Here is a 17696-nt window from a genome sequence, read left to right as displayed (position 1 = left end):
ACATCCATTACACTATTGTAATTGATTATTACTACCGAAACAAGGGGGACAATTTGCGTCCTTGCTTCGCCCAAATATATTCCAGCAGCTGCACACTCATATCATAGAACATGAAAGGTGTCATTAAATAGATCCCGTTAAAATGCGCTGTCGCTGCATCCAGCAGCTCTTTGGCTATAGCTACACCTTCCGCGCGGCCAGTCTCTCCTTCAAGTCCCTGCATACGTCTGCGCACTTCATCCGAGAGCTGAATACCAGGCACTTCATTATGCAGATATTCGGCATTACGGCCGCTCGCCAGCGGCATAATTCCAATGAAGATCGGAATATCCAGATGTGCGGTGGCTTTGGCAATGCGGGCAATCAGCTCCGGATCGTACACCGGCTGAGTCATAATATAATCAGCACCTGAGGCGATTTTTTTCTCCAGACGTTCCACTGCCTTGTCCAAATGCTTCACATTCGGATTAAACGCAGCCCCAATCACAAATTTCGCCTTCTGCTTGAGCGGTTTGCCGGAAAAAGCAATGCCGTCGTTGAGCTGCTTAATCATCCGGATGATCTCGAAGGAGGTCAAATCATAAATCGAGCTCGACCCCGGTAAATCGCCGAACCTTGCCGGATCTCCGGTCACAGCCAGCACATGGTCAATACCCAGCGCATCAAAGCCCATCAGGTGGGATTGCGTTCCGATTAGGTTGCGGTCTCGGCAGGCAACATGGACCAGGGGGCGTAGTCCGGTACGGCTCTGTACTAGAGATCCGAGCGCCATGTTGCTCATCCGGGTCACGGCCAGGGAATTATCGGCCAGCGTCAGCGCATCTGCACCTGCTCTGCGCAGCGCTTCGGCACCCTTCATGAACTTAGAGATATCCAGATCCCGCGGAGGGTCCAGCTCTACAATCACGGTATGGCGTTCCTTAACCAGATCAACCAGATTCGGTTCGCCGCCGTTCCGGGCGCTGTCTTCTCCGAGTGGCTCATGCAAAGTAATACTCTCTATGCTTCGCTTCACTGCCGGCTCAGGCAGCGGCTGCGGAATATATCCGCGCAGCGCTGCAGAAATTTCAGTGATATGCTGCGGTGTAGTACCGCAGCATCCGCCGATAATCCGGCAGCCCATATCAGCAAACACCGGGGCCATCTGGCCAAAATATTCCGGGGATGCGCCGTAACGGTATTGCCCGTCCACATAATCGGCGATACCGGCATTAGGATATACCGAAGCGGGCAGTGTAAGACTTCCCTGCAGCGATTTCAAAGCCCGCTTGATTCCGTTTGGTCCGGTACGGCAATTGAAGCCGATAATGTCTGCCCCGTCCTGCTCCAGAATCCGAAAAGCCTCAGGCAGTGTTAATCCGTCTAGCGTGCGTGCTGTTTCATCCACAGCCAGCTGGCAGATCACCGGAAGCCCGCTGAGCTTACGGACCGCTCTGAGCGCCAGGTGCAGCTCCTCCACATCATAGAAGGTTTCCAGCATGATACCGTCCGGCTGCTCTTCAAGCAGCGCTGAAAACTGCTGGGCATAAAACCGCTTCAGCTCCGAGCTGGACAGGTTCGCACGCTTACCGGCACGGATCGAGCCTACCGCACCGACAACATATCCGGTTTCACCGGCGGCATGCCGGGCTATCCGTACACCGGCACGGTTGATCTCCTCCACCTTGGCCTCAAGGCCAAACTTGGACAGCTTATCATAGTTGGCCGAGTACGTATTGCTCTCCAGCAGCACCGCCCCGGCTTCAATATAGCTGCGGTGCACATCTTCAATGACCTCTGGAGAGGTCAGATTTAATTCTTCATAGGAGATGCCGACAGGGAAGCCTTTCTGATATAAAAAAGTTCCCATCGCTCCGTCTCCGACCAACACGTTATTCTTCCATGCAGAGCGCAAATCCGGCTTCACCGCAAGAACCTCCCCTATACTGTCATTAGTTTCATACTAATGTAACATAAATCGGGATGGATGATAAGCATTCATAGCGCAAAAGCAGTCCCTCGCCGGGCCTGGCTCTGCATGGCAGTCCAGGAAATGATTCATACTAGTCTTAATCACCCGGAAAGGACTGTTTTGATTGAAAAAAAGAACCCGTAAGCTCTTGCTCCGCAAGTACACAGCGATCCTTTTACTATCAGTACTTTCACAGCTGTATCTTTACCTGAACGACTGGCTGTTCGGATATGGGCTAAATAACATCGGCTATATTCTCAACTATCTCCTCTATACGGCCTCGGAGAAGCTGGCTGCCTCCGTTATGCTGTTATGCCTTATCATTCCGGATGCCATCTATTGGATACGCGGCACTCAGCCCGGCCGGGGCGCCGAAAAGTAGCTGCGTATTGCAGTTACAATGATCAGAATGGCCGGAATAACAATCATAAACAGCGGATAGACCGCGTATAGGAGTCTTCCGCCTTCATTCAGATGTTCAGTGAAACTGCGGGCATCAAGCATAGAAGTAAACAGGATAATCAGCGTAACAGGATACACCATTCTCCGGTATGGAAGATTGAACAATTCAGAAATACCGATTAGTGCAGCCGCGAAGAAAACAGACACTTTGAAAAACACGCCAATGATCAGCACCATTACTACAAAAATGTCAACCCGCTGGATAAAATCCGAGATCGAGATCTTGCTGATAGTCGGCATCAGCGGCAGCGGGGAACGCTCCACGATATCTGCCCCAAGCACCGATATATTAAGAGCCATGGTAGCGCTGAGCAGCAGAGCGGATACCAGCATACCTGCCGCAATAACCCACGGTCCTTTTTTGACATGAGACAGATAAGGCATAAGCATCGTAAAGCAAACCATTTCACCGAACGGAAACATATAATTCTGATGTACAACGGAATCCATCACCGGCCCGATCCCGTTCTCCAGAACAGGAAGCAGCCGCAGAAGTTTTATTGAACCGGACAGAATCAGTAAGATCAGGCTGAATGCACCGATCAGCAGGACGATTACAGCGAACATCAGCGACGTCCTCGTAAGTACCTCCAGACCCTTGTGCAGCACATAAGCAGCGGATAAGATCATCAGCATACTTAGGATAAAGAGAGGTGTGTTATGCATTGTAGCCATCGCAAGCATCGTGCTGCCGTCACGCAGATCTCGGCCAGCCAAATTCATATATAAAACAATATACATTACCGCAACTGGTGTGCCGGCTGTTGTGCCTAGCAGTTTGCGGGTGTAGGCCGTGAAAGGCATGTCCGGGTGCTTCCGGTACAAATATACATACCCCGAAAACATGGCCAGCCCTGCCAGACAGCCAATCAGAATCGACATCCATGCATCCCTGCCGGCGCTCATGCCCAGATTGACAACAAGCGCCGTCCCCAGCTCAAACAGCACTGTTAAAGTGAAAAACTGAAGCAAGCCGATCTTAACCTTTCCCATTTTGTCCCCCTGCTCTACGGATTCACCTGAAACGAGTTGCTCCGCATATCGGTATGTCTGATCACTGCATCTGCCTCAATTTTGTATTCGCATTCGGCAAAAATATCCTCCCAGTGTTTCATCACCTTTTTCCAGCCCTGCGGGTTCTCCCGCTGCATCGCTTGTCCAAATCCCAGATAATCACTGTTGTACTTCCTGGCCGTTTCGATCGCTTCTTTAATTTTTTTGGTGGTATCCTTAGTAATATGTGACGATAAATCTGCAACTGTTACCGGAGAGACCAAGTTTAACGCATTGGCATTTTCTTTGATCGAAACCTGCTGGCTAATTTCCACAGTGAACACCGGGTGCTCCGGATCTTTGGCCGCTACCGTCAGCCTCACCTGGGATTGATACACATTAAAAGCAATATATCCACCCTGGGGATGAGTGATGACCACAGGATATTCTTTGATTTTGTTGTGCAGAAGGACGGTTCCCAGCGCAGTATCCCCCTTGAGCCAGCCCTTTAACTTATCATCCTTAAAAGCTGCCAGCTCAGATACCTTCAGGATCGCCTGTGGCACAATTGTCTTCAGATTATCGTTACTATCCGCCTTCTCCCGGCTCCCGCCGGTAAATACCCCATTGATCACCGGACCGCCGCCTCTGAGCTGAATGCCTCTGATTACATCATCCACTTCCATCCGGTAATTGTAGCCGAACTGCTTCGAGGTTGTTTCAAGCTTCTCGACCAGATCATTGGCGGGGATTTTGCTGAACACGGTCATTGTAGACATGAGTTCACTTGCAGGCTGGCCTTTGGCAACAAAAATCAGGCTGGTAAGCCGGGTGTCGCTCTCCCGTTCAAGCACATCCAACAGATCCTTAATGCCTTCCCGCGCCAGTTTTTCGGAAATGACCAGGACCCGGACATGGCCTAGTGATAAGAAGCGGGCTGTTTGCCGGGAGGCATTAGCCAGCGCCTCAAACATGGTCCGTCCCTTCCCTGTATACAGAGCAACCGGTGAAATCCCGCGTGCGTTCTTACCAGAGATTTCTTCGGCTATAATGACCTGAAAAGAAACCACATACTTCTCAGCCTCTCCTTCCCCCCGGTCAATCGCCACACCGGAAACGATTGCCCGCCGGTTTAGCTCAACACTATCCCAGCATCCGGTAAGAACCAGCGGAAGCAGGAGCTGCAAAGCAGCCAGCAAAAAAATACAAAGGCGTCTCATCTTCACTCAGCCTCTCCTTCACCCTTTGGCCGCTTTCCCCTGTCTTCATTCTTTTTGATTAACGGAGCCAGCTCCGACTCATGACCTGACGTCACCCGCTTGAACTCCGGCATCTCATCGCGCATCTGTTGCGGTGATTGGCCAGGCTCCAACAGCCAGACCGGCAGTCTAAGAATAGTGTCCCTCTTGTCCATCATGGACAAAGAAACAAACGGTGACAGATAGGGTAAGCCGAATGAGCGCAGGCTGTTCATGTGCGCCACCAGTACGATGAGGCCAAGCGTAATACCGTAGAACCCGAACATTCCTGCCAGCAGCAGAAAAGCAAAACGGATAATCCGTCCTGCAATCGCCATGTTATATGCCGGAATGGCGAAGCTCGCTATACCGGTCAGCGCGATGACGATAACCATAATCGGTGTAATAATTCCCGCTTCCACTACGGCCGAACCTAGAATGAGCGCACCTACAACAGAGACGGTCTGGCCGATGGCTCGCGGCATGCGCACCCCGGCTTCACGCAAAATCTCAAAGGCGCCTTCCATCAGCAGCGCCTCGACAAAAGCCGGAAACGGCACATTTTCCCGCTGGGAGAGCAGGTTAATCAATAGTGTTGTCGGAATCATCTCATAATGATAGGTAGTGAATGCAATATATACAGAAGGACCCAGCAGCAGGACAATAAAACTGACATATCGGACAATCCGCATTAGAATCGCAATATCAAACCGCTGGGCATAGTCCTCTGCCGACTGGAAAAACTGGGTAAACACCGCAGGTAAAATCAGCACAAACGGCGTTCCGTCCACAATGACCACCACCCGGCCTTCGAGCAGATTTCCCGCAGCAACATCCGGCCGTTCGGTATTATAGATTGTCGGAAACGGAGTGAAGGTCTTATCCTGTATCAACTCCTCCAGGTAACCTGATTCCAGCACCTCGTCATTTGCAATCCTATTCAGTCGCTCCCGCACTTCCTCTACCAGGTCTTCACTGGCTATTTCTTTCAGATACATCATTGCCACATGGGTCTTCGTCTCTGTGCCGAGCTTCATGAACTCCAGCCGCAGTCTGGAGGATTTAATTCTCCGGCGGATTAGAGAGACATTAGTGCCCACAGCTTCCACAAATCCATCCTTTGGTCCGCGGACCACCATTTGCGAAGAGGATTCTTCGACGGACCGGGTTTCCCCGCCTCGGGTCTCACAGATAATCGCAAGTGTATAGCCCTCGATCAGTATCGCCGTATCCCCGGAGAGCACGGCCAGCATAATATCGTTCCAATCCTCCTGGACCTCTGCTTCACCAATTTCCAGAATACGGCTTAATAGCAATGCGGGGAGGTCAGGAGGGCTATCATCATGTCCCTGGGTCCATGCGTCAGTGTTCAGCAGGAGGGATCCTACAACAAATTCATTGACGGAAGTCTTATCCGCCAGTCCGCTGAGATGAACTGCTGCAGCCTGTACCGGGCGCTCTCCGCCGAGGTCAACTTTCCGTACCTTTAGGTCAGGACTGTACCCGAGTTCGCCCTGGATGTTCTCGATACTCTCAGCCAGAACCTCTGATAACATCGGCGCTCTGCTGCCGGAACCTGCCGAATTAGCAGACTTCAGTTGTCTGCCTGTACGTCGCTTAGTATCCACCAGACTCCCCCCTTTCTTATGCTGCTCCTTATTATTCACGGATCGACCTGCCATTATTCGGCTGCATCTTTGCCCGAAATGCCAAAAGGATGCCCTGCAAGCCATGAACGGCTTACTGGACATCCTTTTGAAATTCTCCTGCCGGTGTGAACCGCAGGCTGATTATCTGTTCCTTTAAATCTCTACAGAACCTGTGTATACCACCTGCGCCGGGCCAGTCATATACACATGGTTGTCCTGCTCGTTCCATTCAATAAACAGATCCCCGCCTTTAAGGCTGATTACAGCCGAACGGTCGGTGAGACCATTCAGTACAGAGGATACCAGCGTTGCGCAGGCTCCTGTGCCGCAGGCCAGGGTAGGTCCCGCACCGCGTTCCCAGACACGCATATCAACATGACCGCGGTCAAGAACAGTCGCAAACTCTACGTTCACTTTTCTCGGGAACAACGGATGAACCTCAAGCTTCGGACCCCAAGTTGCAAGATCAAAAGATACCGCATCCTCTACATAAATCACGCAATGCGGGTTCCCCATCGATACAGCCGTAAACTTGAATTCTGCACCATCCGCTTCGATCGGCTGATCCAGCACCGGCTCTGCGTCAATGGCCACTGGAATCTGTGTTCCTGACAATACAGGTTCACCCATATCAACAGTAACTGACTCTACCACGCCATCCTTTACGGTGAGGGATACCTTTTGTTCCCCGGCACCGATCGTTTCAATGACAATCTCCTCTGACTCCACCAGACCATGTTCATATACGTACTTGGATACACAACGGATTGCATTTCCGCACTGTTCTGCTTCTGAGCCGTCCGAGTTCATAATGCGCATCATATAATCTCCGCGTTCCGACGGCAGGATGTACACCAGTCCGTCGGCACCGATGCCGAAGAACCGGTTGCAGAGTTTAACTGCCAGCTCTGCAGCATTGCCGGGCAGCTCCTGTTCGCCAAATACGATTATAAAATCATTGCCGAGGCCGTGCATTTTTGTGAATTCCATTGATAGGTCCACTCCTAAAAGTTAAATATTCTTGTGAAACAAGCATACCTTAAGGAGAGGGCCGATGCTATTGATTTTATGCTGAAATTTTTGTACTTTTTATCATCGTCCGCCCGCCGCTGCGGCTGCGGTTCTTTTTACCGCCCCATACACTGCCCGCTCCCATAAGGAATGTAGGAATACCCGCGCTTACGAATACGAGACACCATTCGCGGAAGTTCAGCGGCACGGTCTTGAACACCGGCTGCAGCAGCGGCAGATACATAACGACCAGCATCAAGAGTACAGATGACAATACGGCAAGTACAAGATATTTATTCTGTAACGGGTTGCGGTGGAACACGGAACGGGAGCTGCGGCAGTCGAATACATGGATAAGCTGAGCCATAACCAGTGTGGCAAAAGCAACCGACTGCGCACGGATCAGCTGCTGTGCACTGCCCGGATCAGTCCGCAGGGTCAGCCAGAAGGCACCTAATGTGCAGAGACCGATCAGCAGCCCGCGGCTGATGATTTTCCAGCCCAGCCGGCGGGCAAAAATATTTTCCTTCGCTCCGCGCGGTTTATGCTCCATCAGGTCCTTCTCCGGCTGATCGACACCGAGCGCCATGGCCGGCAGCCCGTCAGTGACCAGATTCACCCAGAGAATCTGGATCGGCACAAGCGGCAGCGGTAGGCCCAGCATCATAGCAAAGAACATGGTCAGAATCTCACCGACATTGGAGGCCAGCAAATAGCGGATGAATTTGCGGATATTTTCGTAAATATTCCGCCCTTCCTCAATTGCAGCAACGATGGTCGAGAAGTTATCATCCCCAAGGATCAGCGCCGAAGCCTCCTTGGTAACATCGGTACCGGTGATCCCCATGGAAATCCCGATATCCGCCGCTTTGATCGCAGGTGCATCATTAACCCCGTCCCCGGTCATCGCCACCACATGTCCGCGCCGCTGCAGCGATTTGACAATCCGCAGCTTATGCTCAGGGGATACACGGGCATAGACGTAGACATTATCCGAGACCTTATCCAGCGCATCGTCGTCCATCCGTGTCAGCTGGCTGCCGGTCAGCACAGTTCCTCCGCGCTGCAGAATGCCGAGCTGATGTGCAATGGCTTCTGCTGTTGTTCCGTGGTCGCCTGTTATCATCACCGTTTTGATGCCCGCCCGGCGGGTAATGCTGATTGCATCACGTACCTCACGACGCGGCGGGTCAATCATTCCGGCCAGTCCGACAAAGACCAGCTGGCTTTCCGCTTCCTTTTCACTGCCTACCACTTCGCCTGAGCGGACGTCGCGGTAAGCCATGCCGAGCACCCTCAGGGCGCCAGATGCCATCTCCTCATTCGCCTCAAGCACCTTTTGGCGCAGCGTCGGTGTGCACGGAACGACCCCGCCCTCCCATAGCATATAGGAGCAGCAATTTAACAGAACATCCGGCGCTCCTTTGGTGCAGATCATCCGCCCGCCGGGATGGCTGACGATGACGGACATAAGCTTTCGTTCCGAATCGAACGGGAATTCCTGCTCTCTGGCATAAGTAACCGCGAGGGATTGCGCGGTAAGTCCCATTTTAGAGGACAGGGCCACCAGGGCTCCTTCGGTCGGGTCGCCCTTCAGCTCCCATACCGACTGGCTCTTAAGCGCCTTTTCCGTGTCCTCGCCCTTCTCCTTCCCCTTGCGTTTGCCGCGCATTTCTCCGGGGAAGGTCTCAACGATCTCTGCATTGCTGCAGAGTGCACCGATCTGCAGCAGGCGGCGCAGACTCTGGTCAGCTTTCAGGTCGACAGGCTTGCCCTTCTGCAGAACGTGCCCGCTTGGCGCATAGCCTTCACCGGTCACCTCAAGGCTGCGGCCGGCATTCCAGATCCGCGTCACGGTCATCTTATTCTGGGTCAGCGTCCCCGTCTTATCCGAGCAGATGACAGAAGCACAGCCCAGCGTCTCCACCGAAGGCAGCTTGCGGACGATAGCCTTGCGTTTAATCATCCGCTGCACTCCGAGCGCCAGCGCAATGGTTACTATCGCCGGCAAGCCTTCAGGGATGGCTGCGACCGCAAGGCTTACGCCGGCGAGGAACATCGCAGCTGCTGGCTGGCCGTGCAGAATCCCGGCAAGCACAACAACGATTGTCAGACCGAGCGAGACATAAATCAGGATTTTCCCGAGCTGCTCCAGCCGGTGCTGCAGCGGTGTTTCCTGGGACTCGGTATTCTGGATCAGATCTGCGATCTTCCCCATCTCGGTATCCATCCCCGTACGTACAACGAGAGCTTTGCCCGTCCCCCGCGTGACCATCGTGCCCATAAAACCGATATTTTTCTGATCCCCTAGCGGCAGCTCCTCGGCGTGAATAGCTTCCGCATGTTTGGAGACAGGCAGTGATTCACCGGTCAATGCGGATTCCTCGGCATACAGTGCGCTGCACTCCAGCCAGCGGACATCCGCCGGAACCCGGTCACCGCTTTCCAGCAGCACGATATCGCCGGGAACGAGCATTCTGGCCGGGATAACTTCCTGTTTGCCGTCACGCAGTACCTTAGCACTCGGTGCAGAGAGCTGCTTCAGCGCCCGCAGTGAACGCTCGGCGCGGAACTCCTGCACAAACCCCAGCACCCCATTGAGCAGAATAATGGCGATGATCGTAATTGCATCCAGGTATTCGCCCAGAAGGCCGGATACCAGCGTTGCCCCCATCAGCACAAGCACCATAAAGTCCTTGAACTGGTTAAGCAGCAAGGTCAGCGGCGAAACTGTTTTGCCTTCAGACAGCTCGTTGTACCCGCTCTCTTGGCGTCTTTCCGCGGCCGTCTCTCCGCTTAAGCCCGCTCCCGGATGAACGCCGAACATCTTCTGCAGTTCCTCAGCACCGAGCCGGTGCCAGCTTTTTTGTTCCATATCGTTTCTTTCCCCTCCCGGTCGTTTCTTGACTTCCGGCGGCGCACAGCTTTTCCACCTGTTCATGACCAAGTGTATTCATGGTCGTCCCAAAATATCACTGCCTGGCCGCTTCTCCTTTTGCGCGAATGTGTTAAAGTATGGCATCATAGAGAGTAGGATATTATCATTTTGCGACAGGAGAGCTTTATCATGGCATTAGACGGCATTGTTACCAGAGCGATCGTGCACGAGCTTCAACCCTTTATCGGTGCACGCGTCGGCAAAATATATCAACCTAGCACTCACGATCTTATATTCATTCTGCGCGGTGCAGGCGGCGGAGGAAAGCTGCTCCTCTCCGCCAATCCGACCTATCCACGCCTGCACCTGAGCGAGCGCAACAGCATCAATCCGGCGGAAGCACCGATGTTCTGTATGCTGATGCGCAAGCACTGCGAAGGCGGAACCATTGAGAGCATCACCCAGGTAGGCATGGAGCGGATCATTCATATCCAGATCAGAACCCGGGATGAGCTTGGAGATGTATCCGCCAAAAAGATTATCATCGAGCTGATGGGCCGCCACAGCAATATAATCCTCACCGATCTCGCAACCGGTACGATTATCGATGGCATTCACCATGTAACCCCGTCAATCAGCAGCTATCGGATTGTGATGCCCGGAGCTGCTTATACGGAACCGCCACAGCAGCATAAGCTGAATCCGCTCACAGTGGGGCAAGAGGCGTTCATCTCCCTGATGGCGTCCGCTGAAGAAGCTGCACTTCTCGCAGGCACTGTGGAGGAACAAGAACCTGAAGATATCATAGAGGGGGATATTGCGGAGCTGCTACGTTCCCTGGAAGAACCGAAGGCGGACGGCAGCGGCGGTCCGGCACCCTCCGTTGACCCTATGGGCTGGATGGTACATGCATTCAGCGGAATGAGTCCGCTCATCGCCGCAGAGATCCTGCTGAGGGCCGGCCAACGGCATAATGCGGACGGTTCGGCTGATCCCGCCCGGCTATGGGCTGCTTTTGACTCTATCATGGCGCCGGTAAGAGAGTTCCAATTCTCTCCTGTTACAGGCTATAACGCCAAAGGCAAGCCGGTCTTTTCAGCCATTCCGCTAACTTCATTAGGCGGTGACGCCAAGCACTACAGCTCGATTAGCGCCTGCCTCGAGGATTATTACGGGGATAAAGCGGAGCGGGACACGGTGAAGCAGCGGGTAAGCGACCTGATCCGTTTCCTGAGCAACGAGCGAAGTAAAAATGTGAAGAAGCTGGCCAAGCTCCAGAAGGATCTGGCCGAAGCGGATGACGCAGACCAGTACCGGATCTGGGGTGAGCTGCTGTTCGCTTCCCTCCATACGGTATCCAAAGGCGATAAAGAAGCAAAACTGGTCAATTATTATGATGAGAACCAGGCCGAGATCACCATCCCGCTCGACCCGCTGCTTACTCCATCGGATAACGCGCAGCGTTATTTCAAGAAGTACAACAAGTATAAGAACAGCCTGCTCGTAATTGAGGAGCAAAGGATCAAAACGAATGAAGAAATCATTTACATGGAGATGCTGCTGCAGCAGCTTGAGCATGCCTCCCTCAATGATATCGAGGAAATCCGCGATGAGCTGGTGAATCAGGGCTACTTACGCGACCGCAGTAAAAAAGGCAAAAAGAAGAAAAAATCAACCCGTCCGACCCTGCAGGTCTATACTTCCTCAGAAGGTGTGGACATCTATGTCGGCAAAAACAATCTGCAGAATGAGTACGTCACGAACCGGCTGGCCTCGGCCAATGACACCTGGCTGCACACCAAAGACATTCCGGGCTCACATGTCGTAATCCGCAGCGAAGAGTTCGGCGACGCCACACTGGAGGAAGCGGCACAGCTTGCTGCCTATTACAGCCAGGCCAAGCAATCAAGCAGCGTCCCTGTAGACTGCACGCTAATCCGCCATGTCCGCAAGCCGAGCGGCGCCAAACCCGGCTTCGTCATCTACGATCATCAGAAGACGCTGTTTGTCACACCGGATGAGGAGCGGATTAAGAGTCTCCCGAATGTTCTGCGGAGCTAACTAAAGAATAGCTAAGCTCCATGATACTTTCTGATCTTTTATAAAAACCCCCGTATACTGCGACGATTTTCTCGTCCAGCCTTACGGGGGTTTTGTCTGCTGCCGGTCATAGAGCAGCTGGAAGTTTCATAGAAAGGGCGGCACATCGATATTGTGCCGCCCCTCATCGTTATTTGCGGTTGCCTTCCGCCTGATTCCGGAGCTGCTCCAGCACAGCCACCGGAACACTCACACTGCCTAAATCGCCATGGAAGATGACACCTTGACGCGCACCATGGAAGTCCGAGCCGCCGGTAACCAGCAGCCCGTATTCTTCAGCCATTGCCATATAGCGGGCTTCATCTTCCGGACCATGGTCGGAATGATAAGCTTCAATGCCGCTAAGGCTGCTACGGGCAATAATCCTCCGCACCAGCTCATCATCACCGTAAATACCGGGATGAGCCAGCACCGGGGTACCCCCAGCTTCAAGGATCCAAGTGCAGGCTTCTTCCGGCGTTATGCGCGGAGGCGATACATAAGCTGCCGCACCGTCAGCCAGATATTGATCAAAGGCAGCGCGCATATCCGCCACAACTCCCAGCCGTACCAGCTCATCGGCAATATGCGGCCGTCCGACGCTCTCATCCGGCTTTAGTTCGCGGCCCAGATTAGCTATAACCTGTTCCAGTGTAATATCTATGCCAAGCCCGCGCAGCTTAGCGAGGATCGCTTCGTTCCGCGCAGCCCGGGTATCCCGCTGTGCTGCAAGCCGTGAGAGAAACCGCTCCTGCTCGATATCTATATAATATCCGAGTACATGGATTTCTTTGCCTTCAGCACGGGTACTGATCTCAACCCCAGGTACGACGGTAATTCCGTGTTTCAGGCCTGCTTCTATGGCTTCCGCAACACCGCTGACCGTATCATGATCAGTAATAGCTACAGCCGACAGCCCTTTGGCATAGGCAATCCGTACATTCTCCGCTGGCGGCTGCATGCCGTCCGACGCTTGGGAATGCGTATGCAAATCACAGCGCCCATGAAGTTCAGGCTTAGCATCTTTTCTAATTTCCAATTGCTTATCGTCTTCCTTCAGTTTGTCCACGCCCGCCACTCCGTTCCCAAGATTTATTATCTGCCTGCCGACTCCCATTCTTCACGAAGAATTCCCATCTTGATGGCATCATAATGCTCGCCCCGCACGATCCGTGCTTTACGGACACGCGCTTCTTCTACCATACCGCATTTAGCAGCCAGACCCATCATCCGGACATTGCCGGACCAGGTACCTATGCCGAGGTGTACGGTATCAAGCGAATTAAACAGATAGGCCATCCACATTTTGAATGCCTCTGTGCCGTAACCGCCTGACCAGTACCGGGAGTCAAAAATAACGATACCGATTTCGAACCAGTTCGTAGCCTCCGACACCCAGTACCTGCCGACTGTGCCTTTTAGCTCACCGTCGATTTCAATAATCAGCCGGTTCCGGGGTTCATCCGTTCCAGCAAGGGCTAATGCCCCCTGATATTTCCCGGCGAATTGTTCATAGCTCAGCTCTTCCAGCGGTTCATACGGTCCATCCCAGCGCTGAAACTCCTGGTCTTCTGCCTCATAGTAGTGATAATAGATTTTACGTATATCACTTTCGGTCAGATCCCGCAGTACAACCTTTTCACCCCGCACTAATACAGCCATTCTCCGACTCCCCCGTCTATGTTATATACACTTCAGCCAATTACCATTCATCCGTATGCTCACGCAGAAAAGTCAGAAAGGTGACCGCCGAGATCGGCAGCAGCGTCGATTTCAGATGAATCGCATAGAATTGCCTTTTAAAAGAGGCATCTGTAATATTCACAATTTTCAACAGACCCAGAGTGACTTCATGCTTGACCGAAGAAGCTGAGATTATCGTGATCCCTAGTCCGGCCTCCACGGCTGACTTAACCGCCCCTGTGCTGCCCAGCTCCATCACCACCCGCATTGCTCCCGGATCGAGCCCTTTGTCAAGCATTTGCTCCTCCATCACCCTACGGGTTCCCGACCCTTGCTCACGCAGTACGAACGGGTACTGCAGCGCTTCAGCCAGCGTAACTTCCTCCTTGTCCGCTAGCGGATGCTCCCTGGGAACGATCAGCTTCAGCTCATCGCCCATGACCGGTTCAAATACCATTGCCGGATGCGATACCGGGGCCTCAATCAGCCCGAAATTCAGCTGATGCTTATGAATCTCCTCTATGATCTGCGAGGTGTTCATCACCTTCATCATAATGGAGATATTCGGATATGCTTTACCGAAGGGCCCGAGCAGCCGCGGAAGCACATACTCGCCAATCGTCAGGCTGGCGCCCAGCTGCAGACGCCCCTCCAGCATATGTGTGAACGCCGACATGGCCTGATCTGCCTCACGGATCAGCTGAATGCTCCGCCGTGCATAAGGCAGAAGGACCTGGCCTGCTTCAGAGAGAACAATTTTTTTACTGGAGCGGTCGAACAGCTTGGCGCCAAAATAATCCTCCAGCGCCTGCACCTGCATAGTCACGGCAGGCTGTGTCATATGCAGTCTCTGGGCCGCAGCTGAGAAGCTTCCCTGTTCGGAAACGGTATAAAAAATATGTAGCTGATGAAAATTCATGCATTCAGGACTCCTTCATTGCTTAATAAATTGAAATGAAAGTTTTAAGAATACGAAGTTCAGTCGCAACTGCGGTGAATGTTTGGACTTCCGGCCGCTGTTAGTTTTGGATTTTCTGAATTTAGCCGCTTTTCGCGGTATAAATCCAAACCAAAAGGCGGACGCTACCGCTCCTCCAGTTCCAAAACCCCCCTCCGTCACTCCTTTCCCTTTTCTTAAGTTTTTCAAGTCAAATATATAGCAATTCATTTTAACTTTCCGTATAGACTTCCTCTCAAAAAAAGGACATGCAGCCTCAGCCGCATGCCTTCTTTGTAAATCGCTGTGCATTATCTGCGTTTGCGGCGCTTCTTCATCAGCTTCATCCGGCGGGAATTCCGCAGCCTGGAATAATACGTCTGCAAATCCCGCAGTTGTGGAGTCGCTGAGATCCGCCCCAGAAAGGATATGATGACCATGATATGCAGCGGACGGCCGGAAAGGCTGGTGACGCCCTCCAGCTGCTTGAACTCTGCTATCACAACGGTATCCTCGTCAATCAGGTACGCGTTGTATTTGCTCTGCAAATATGGCTTAATCCGGTTCTGTTTCAGACATTGCCACAACCATGCGCCAATCTCTCCATTGCTGCCGTTGCCTTCGCTTTGGCTTACCCGGTCCGTATAGCGGCTCTGGGCATGAGAAGTTATCACGATATCAGCGACCCTGTAATCATTCAGCATGATGTGGAAGGGTTCGAACGCCCCCCACGACTCCAGCCCCTTGCCATGCATTCTCATCACTCTCCACCGAAAGGGTCTAGCATGCTCTTATTGTTGTCAATATTACCGCATAGACGCAGCTTGTTCAAGCGTACTGACCCTTCTCAGCCGCTGAGAACTACCCGTGTTAGTTGCCGGATCTGCTGACAACAAGGTCAGAATCGTCTACATAGCTGCTGCCTTTGATCATTTTGCATCTTTTCTTAATCCGCGCCGCTTCCTCGGAAAGTGCCTCGATCGTTGCGAACTGGCGGAATCGGTTAGTCACTACAGCAACGGATATCGAGACCAGCGGAATTTTTTCCATGCGCCCCGAGCGGGTTTCCGCCAGTACATATTGCTGAGCTAGATGACCCGGGTGATAAAAGCCCTTTACAGCCGTTTCGAACTCCTTAATGATCCTTTTACAGCAGTCTTCAAACTGATAATTATTAATAAAGATGATAAAATCATCTCCGCCGATATGGCCCAGGAACCCTTCCAGCTGCAGGGCAGAATGCTTCAATATCTCAGCTGCCGCCTGAATCATCCGGTCACCCTCTTTAAATCCGTATGAATCGTTATACGCTTTGAAATGGTCCAGATCGATGTAAAGCACACTGAACTGCTCCTGCAAAAGCGACTTCACCATCCATTCATTGATGCTGAGGTTGCCCGGCAGACCTGTGAGCGGGTTAAGAAAGCTGGCCGCAACCGCCTGAATCTCGGCAAAGTTGAGCAGCAGATCACGAACGCTCACCGCCCCGAATAAATGCTCTTCATGTGTTACAAGCACGTAGTCGTATAGATGCTCCTCACTTCTGTCCATAGCTAATCGGCTGACCTCTGTAATCGGCGTCTTGTAGTCAACCACCAGCGGGTTCCTGTCCATAACCAGCTCCACCGGTCTGCCCATATAAAGCGTATATCCGTACAAAGTGCCGATCTGCTGATAAAAACGGATGCGCATGATCAAGGCTACTGCTTGTCCGTTTTCAATAACACAGACTCCCTGCAGCCGGGGGCTTGTTTTGAAAATTTGATCCACATACTCGCATTTATGATGCGGGGAAATCTCCGGAATCTGCTCAGCAATTTCACCGATCTGAAGAAACATAGCTGTAGCCTCCTCTTCCTGCAGCTTGAATGGATCCCGGCGGCAAGGCTCCTTGTACCGGCAGCTGTGCCGGTCTGCCCAGCGCATAGCCCTGTCCGAAATCGATGCCTGCCCGCTGTAGAAACAGCAGCTCCTCCGCCGTTTCAATCCCTTCAGCGATTACCCGGGTTGCCGAGCGTGCAGCATATTCCCTGACTAGCTCCAGCAGCTCCTGCTGCTCCCGGCTGCCGTGAATTCCGCGGATCAGTGATTTGTCCAGCTTGATAAATTCCGGTTTCAAATAGACAAGCGTTTTTAGGCTGTTATAACCGGAACCCGCATCGTCAACAGCAATCCGGAAGCCCTGCTCACGGTAATGGGACAGCACCTTTTCAAAGCCGATATAATCCTGCACCGCCTGCCGTTCAGTCAGCTCAAAAACTATCCGCTCCGGTGACAATCCCAGCGACTGCAGCAAGGCCAGCGTCTCACCGCTTTTATGACGGGCGTCATCCAGTACCCCCGGATGGACATTAACAAACACAAGCCTACCGCTCCCGGCCTCCGTCCTCGGCAGCCTTTCTATGTACCGCGTAAGTGACATCCTGCGGCAATTTTGTTCAAACCTGTACATCTGCTCCGTCCGTCCGGCAAACTCATAAAAATGCTCGGTCGTCGGAAAATGCATCGAAGCAGGGGGCCTGTTAAGCACCTCATGCCCGAGTGTCCGCCCGGTTCGCAGCTGAAGAATCGGCTGGAAAAACGTATCCAGACGTTCATTATTCATAATATCCAGCAATGCGGATAATTGGCCAAGCGCTTTGACTTCCCCTTTCAGCCTGCCGTTTAAATGCTGGAGGTACTGTGGAATTACCGCTAATTTGCGGGACAGTGTCCGCTGTTTATTCATCTCATCACCTATATGCTTTTCTTCGTGAATTTTATCACTCTTCTTACAAGCATATACGGGAAGTATTAAGCGGCGATAAAGTACTCT

14 protein-coding genes are annotated in these 17696 nt (G+C 52.5%); 2 read left to right on the top strand and 12 right to left on the bottom strand.

All coding sequences use genetic code 11. From position 1 onward, the window contains the following. Positions 1 to 31: 31 nt before the first annotated feature. Positions 32 to 1906 (bottom strand): bifunctional homocysteine S-methyltransferase/methylenetetrahydrofolate reductase, encoded by a 1875-nt coding sequence (locus tag QU597_RS12215; RefSeq protein ID WP_310832876.1) that lies wholly within the window; start codon positions 1904 to 1906, stop codon positions 32 to 34. Between the two features lie 169 nt (positions 1907 to 2075). On the opposite strand from QU597_RS12215, the gene QU597_RS12210 reads away from it, so the two are divergent. Next, complete coding sequence (locus QU597_RS12210) at positions 2076 to 2333, top strand: hypothetical protein (protein ID WP_310832875.1); 258 nt, start codon at positions 2076 to 2078, stop codon at positions 2331 to 2333. Here QU597_RS12210 and QU597_RS12205 read toward each other — a convergent pair. From QU597_RS12205 to QU597_RS12185, 5 genes are all read right to left on the bottom strand, one after another. Beyond that, entirely contained in the window at positions 2306 to 3406 is a 1101-nt protein-coding gene (locus QU597_RS12205) for a GerAB/ArcD/ProY family transporter (RefSeq protein WP_310832874.1), read from the bottom strand. The two genes, QU597_RS12210 and QU597_RS12205, sit on opposite strands and share 28 nt — an antisense overlap. 14 nt (positions 3407 to 3420) lie before the next feature. Beyond that, entirely contained in the window at positions 3421 to 4626 is a 1206-nt protein-coding gene (locus QU597_RS12200; protein ID WP_310833295.1) for a Ger(x)C family spore germination protein, read from the bottom strand. A 2-nt stretch (positions 4627 to 4628) separates the two neighbouring features. After that, positions 4629 to 6272: a spore germination protein gene (locus tag QU597_RS12195; RefSeq protein ID WP_310832873.1), complete on the bottom strand. Its 1644-nt coding sequence runs from the start codon at positions 6270 to 6272 to the stop codon at positions 4629 to 4631. A gap of 174 nt (positions 6273 to 6446) precedes the next feature. Further along, the gene (gene dapF, locus QU597_RS12190; RefSeq protein WP_310832872.1) at positions 6447 to 7283 is read right to left on the bottom strand and encodes a diaminopimelate epimerase; all 837 of its coding nucleotides are present in this window, start codon (positions 7281 to 7283) and stop codon (positions 6447 to 6449) included. A gap of 76 nt (positions 7284 to 7359) precedes the next feature. Then, a complete protein-coding gene (locus QU597_RS12185; RefSeq protein WP_310832871.1) occupies positions 7360 to 10179 on the bottom strand; it encodes a calcium-translocating P-type ATPase, SERCA-type in 2820 nt (939 codons plus the stop codon). A gap of 192 nt (positions 10180 to 10371) precedes the next feature. Between QU597_RS12185 and QU597_RS12180 the strand changes: the two genes are divergently transcribed. Beyond that, on the top strand, positions 10372 to 12243 hold the full coding sequence (locus QU597_RS12180; RefSeq protein ID WP_310832870.1) for an Rqc2 family fibronectin-binding protein: 1872 nt from the start codon (positions 10372 to 10374) through the stop codon (positions 12241 to 12243). Positions 12244 to 12412: 169 nt separating this feature from the next. Here the strand turns inward: QU597_RS12180 and QU597_RS12175 are convergent, their stop codons facing one another. The 6 genes from QU597_RS12175 to QU597_RS12150 all read right to left on the bottom strand — a co-directional run bounded on the left by QU597_RS12175 (position 12413) and on the right by QU597_RS12150 (position 17609). Then, a complete protein-coding gene (locus QU597_RS12175) occupies positions 12413 to 13321 on the bottom strand; it encodes a PHP domain-containing protein (protein ID WP_369698851.1) in 909 nt (302 codons plus the stop codon). Positions 13322 to 13356: 35 nt separating this feature from the next. After that, positions 13357 to 13923 (bottom strand): GNAT family N-acetyltransferase, encoded by a 567-nt coding sequence (locus tag QU597_RS12170; RefSeq protein WP_310832869.1) that lies wholly within the window; start codon positions 13921 to 13923, stop codon positions 13357 to 13359. 40 nt (positions 13924 to 13963) lie between these two features. After that, positions 13964 to 14863, bottom strand: a complete 900-nt coding sequence (locus QU597_RS12165) for a selenium metabolism-associated LysR family transcriptional regulator (protein WP_310832868.1) — start codon at positions 14861 to 14863, stop codon at positions 13964 to 13966. A gap of 329 nt (positions 14864 to 15192) precedes the next feature. Continuing rightward, complete coding sequence (locus QU597_RS12160) at positions 15193 to 15636, bottom strand: hypothetical protein (protein WP_310833293.1); 444 nt, start codon at positions 15634 to 15636, stop codon at positions 15193 to 15195. 115 nt (positions 15637 to 15751) lie between these two features. Further along, on the bottom strand, positions 15752 to 16720 hold the full coding sequence (locus tag QU597_RS12155; protein WP_310832867.1) for a GGDEF domain-containing protein: 969 nt from the start codon (positions 16718 to 16720) through the stop codon (positions 15752 to 15754). Then, positions 16701 to 17609 (bottom strand): EAL domain-containing protein, encoded by a 909-nt coding sequence (locus QU597_RS12150; RefSeq protein WP_310832866.1) that lies wholly within the window; start codon positions 17607 to 17609, stop codon positions 16701 to 16703. The genes QU597_RS12155 and QU597_RS12150 overlap by 20 nt, the downstream gene beginning before the upstream one ends. Between the last annotated feature and the right edge of the window lie 87 nt (positions 17610 to 17696).

The sequence above is a fragment of the Paenibacillus pedocola genome, from assembly GCF_031599675.1.
GTDB lineage: Bacteria > Bacillota > Bacilli > Paenibacillales > Paenibacillaceae > Paenibacillus_AQ > Paenibacillus_AQ pedocola.
The sequence above is the reverse complement of the archived record's forward strand: the minus strand, read 5'-3'. Positions and strand labels throughout refer to the sequence as shown.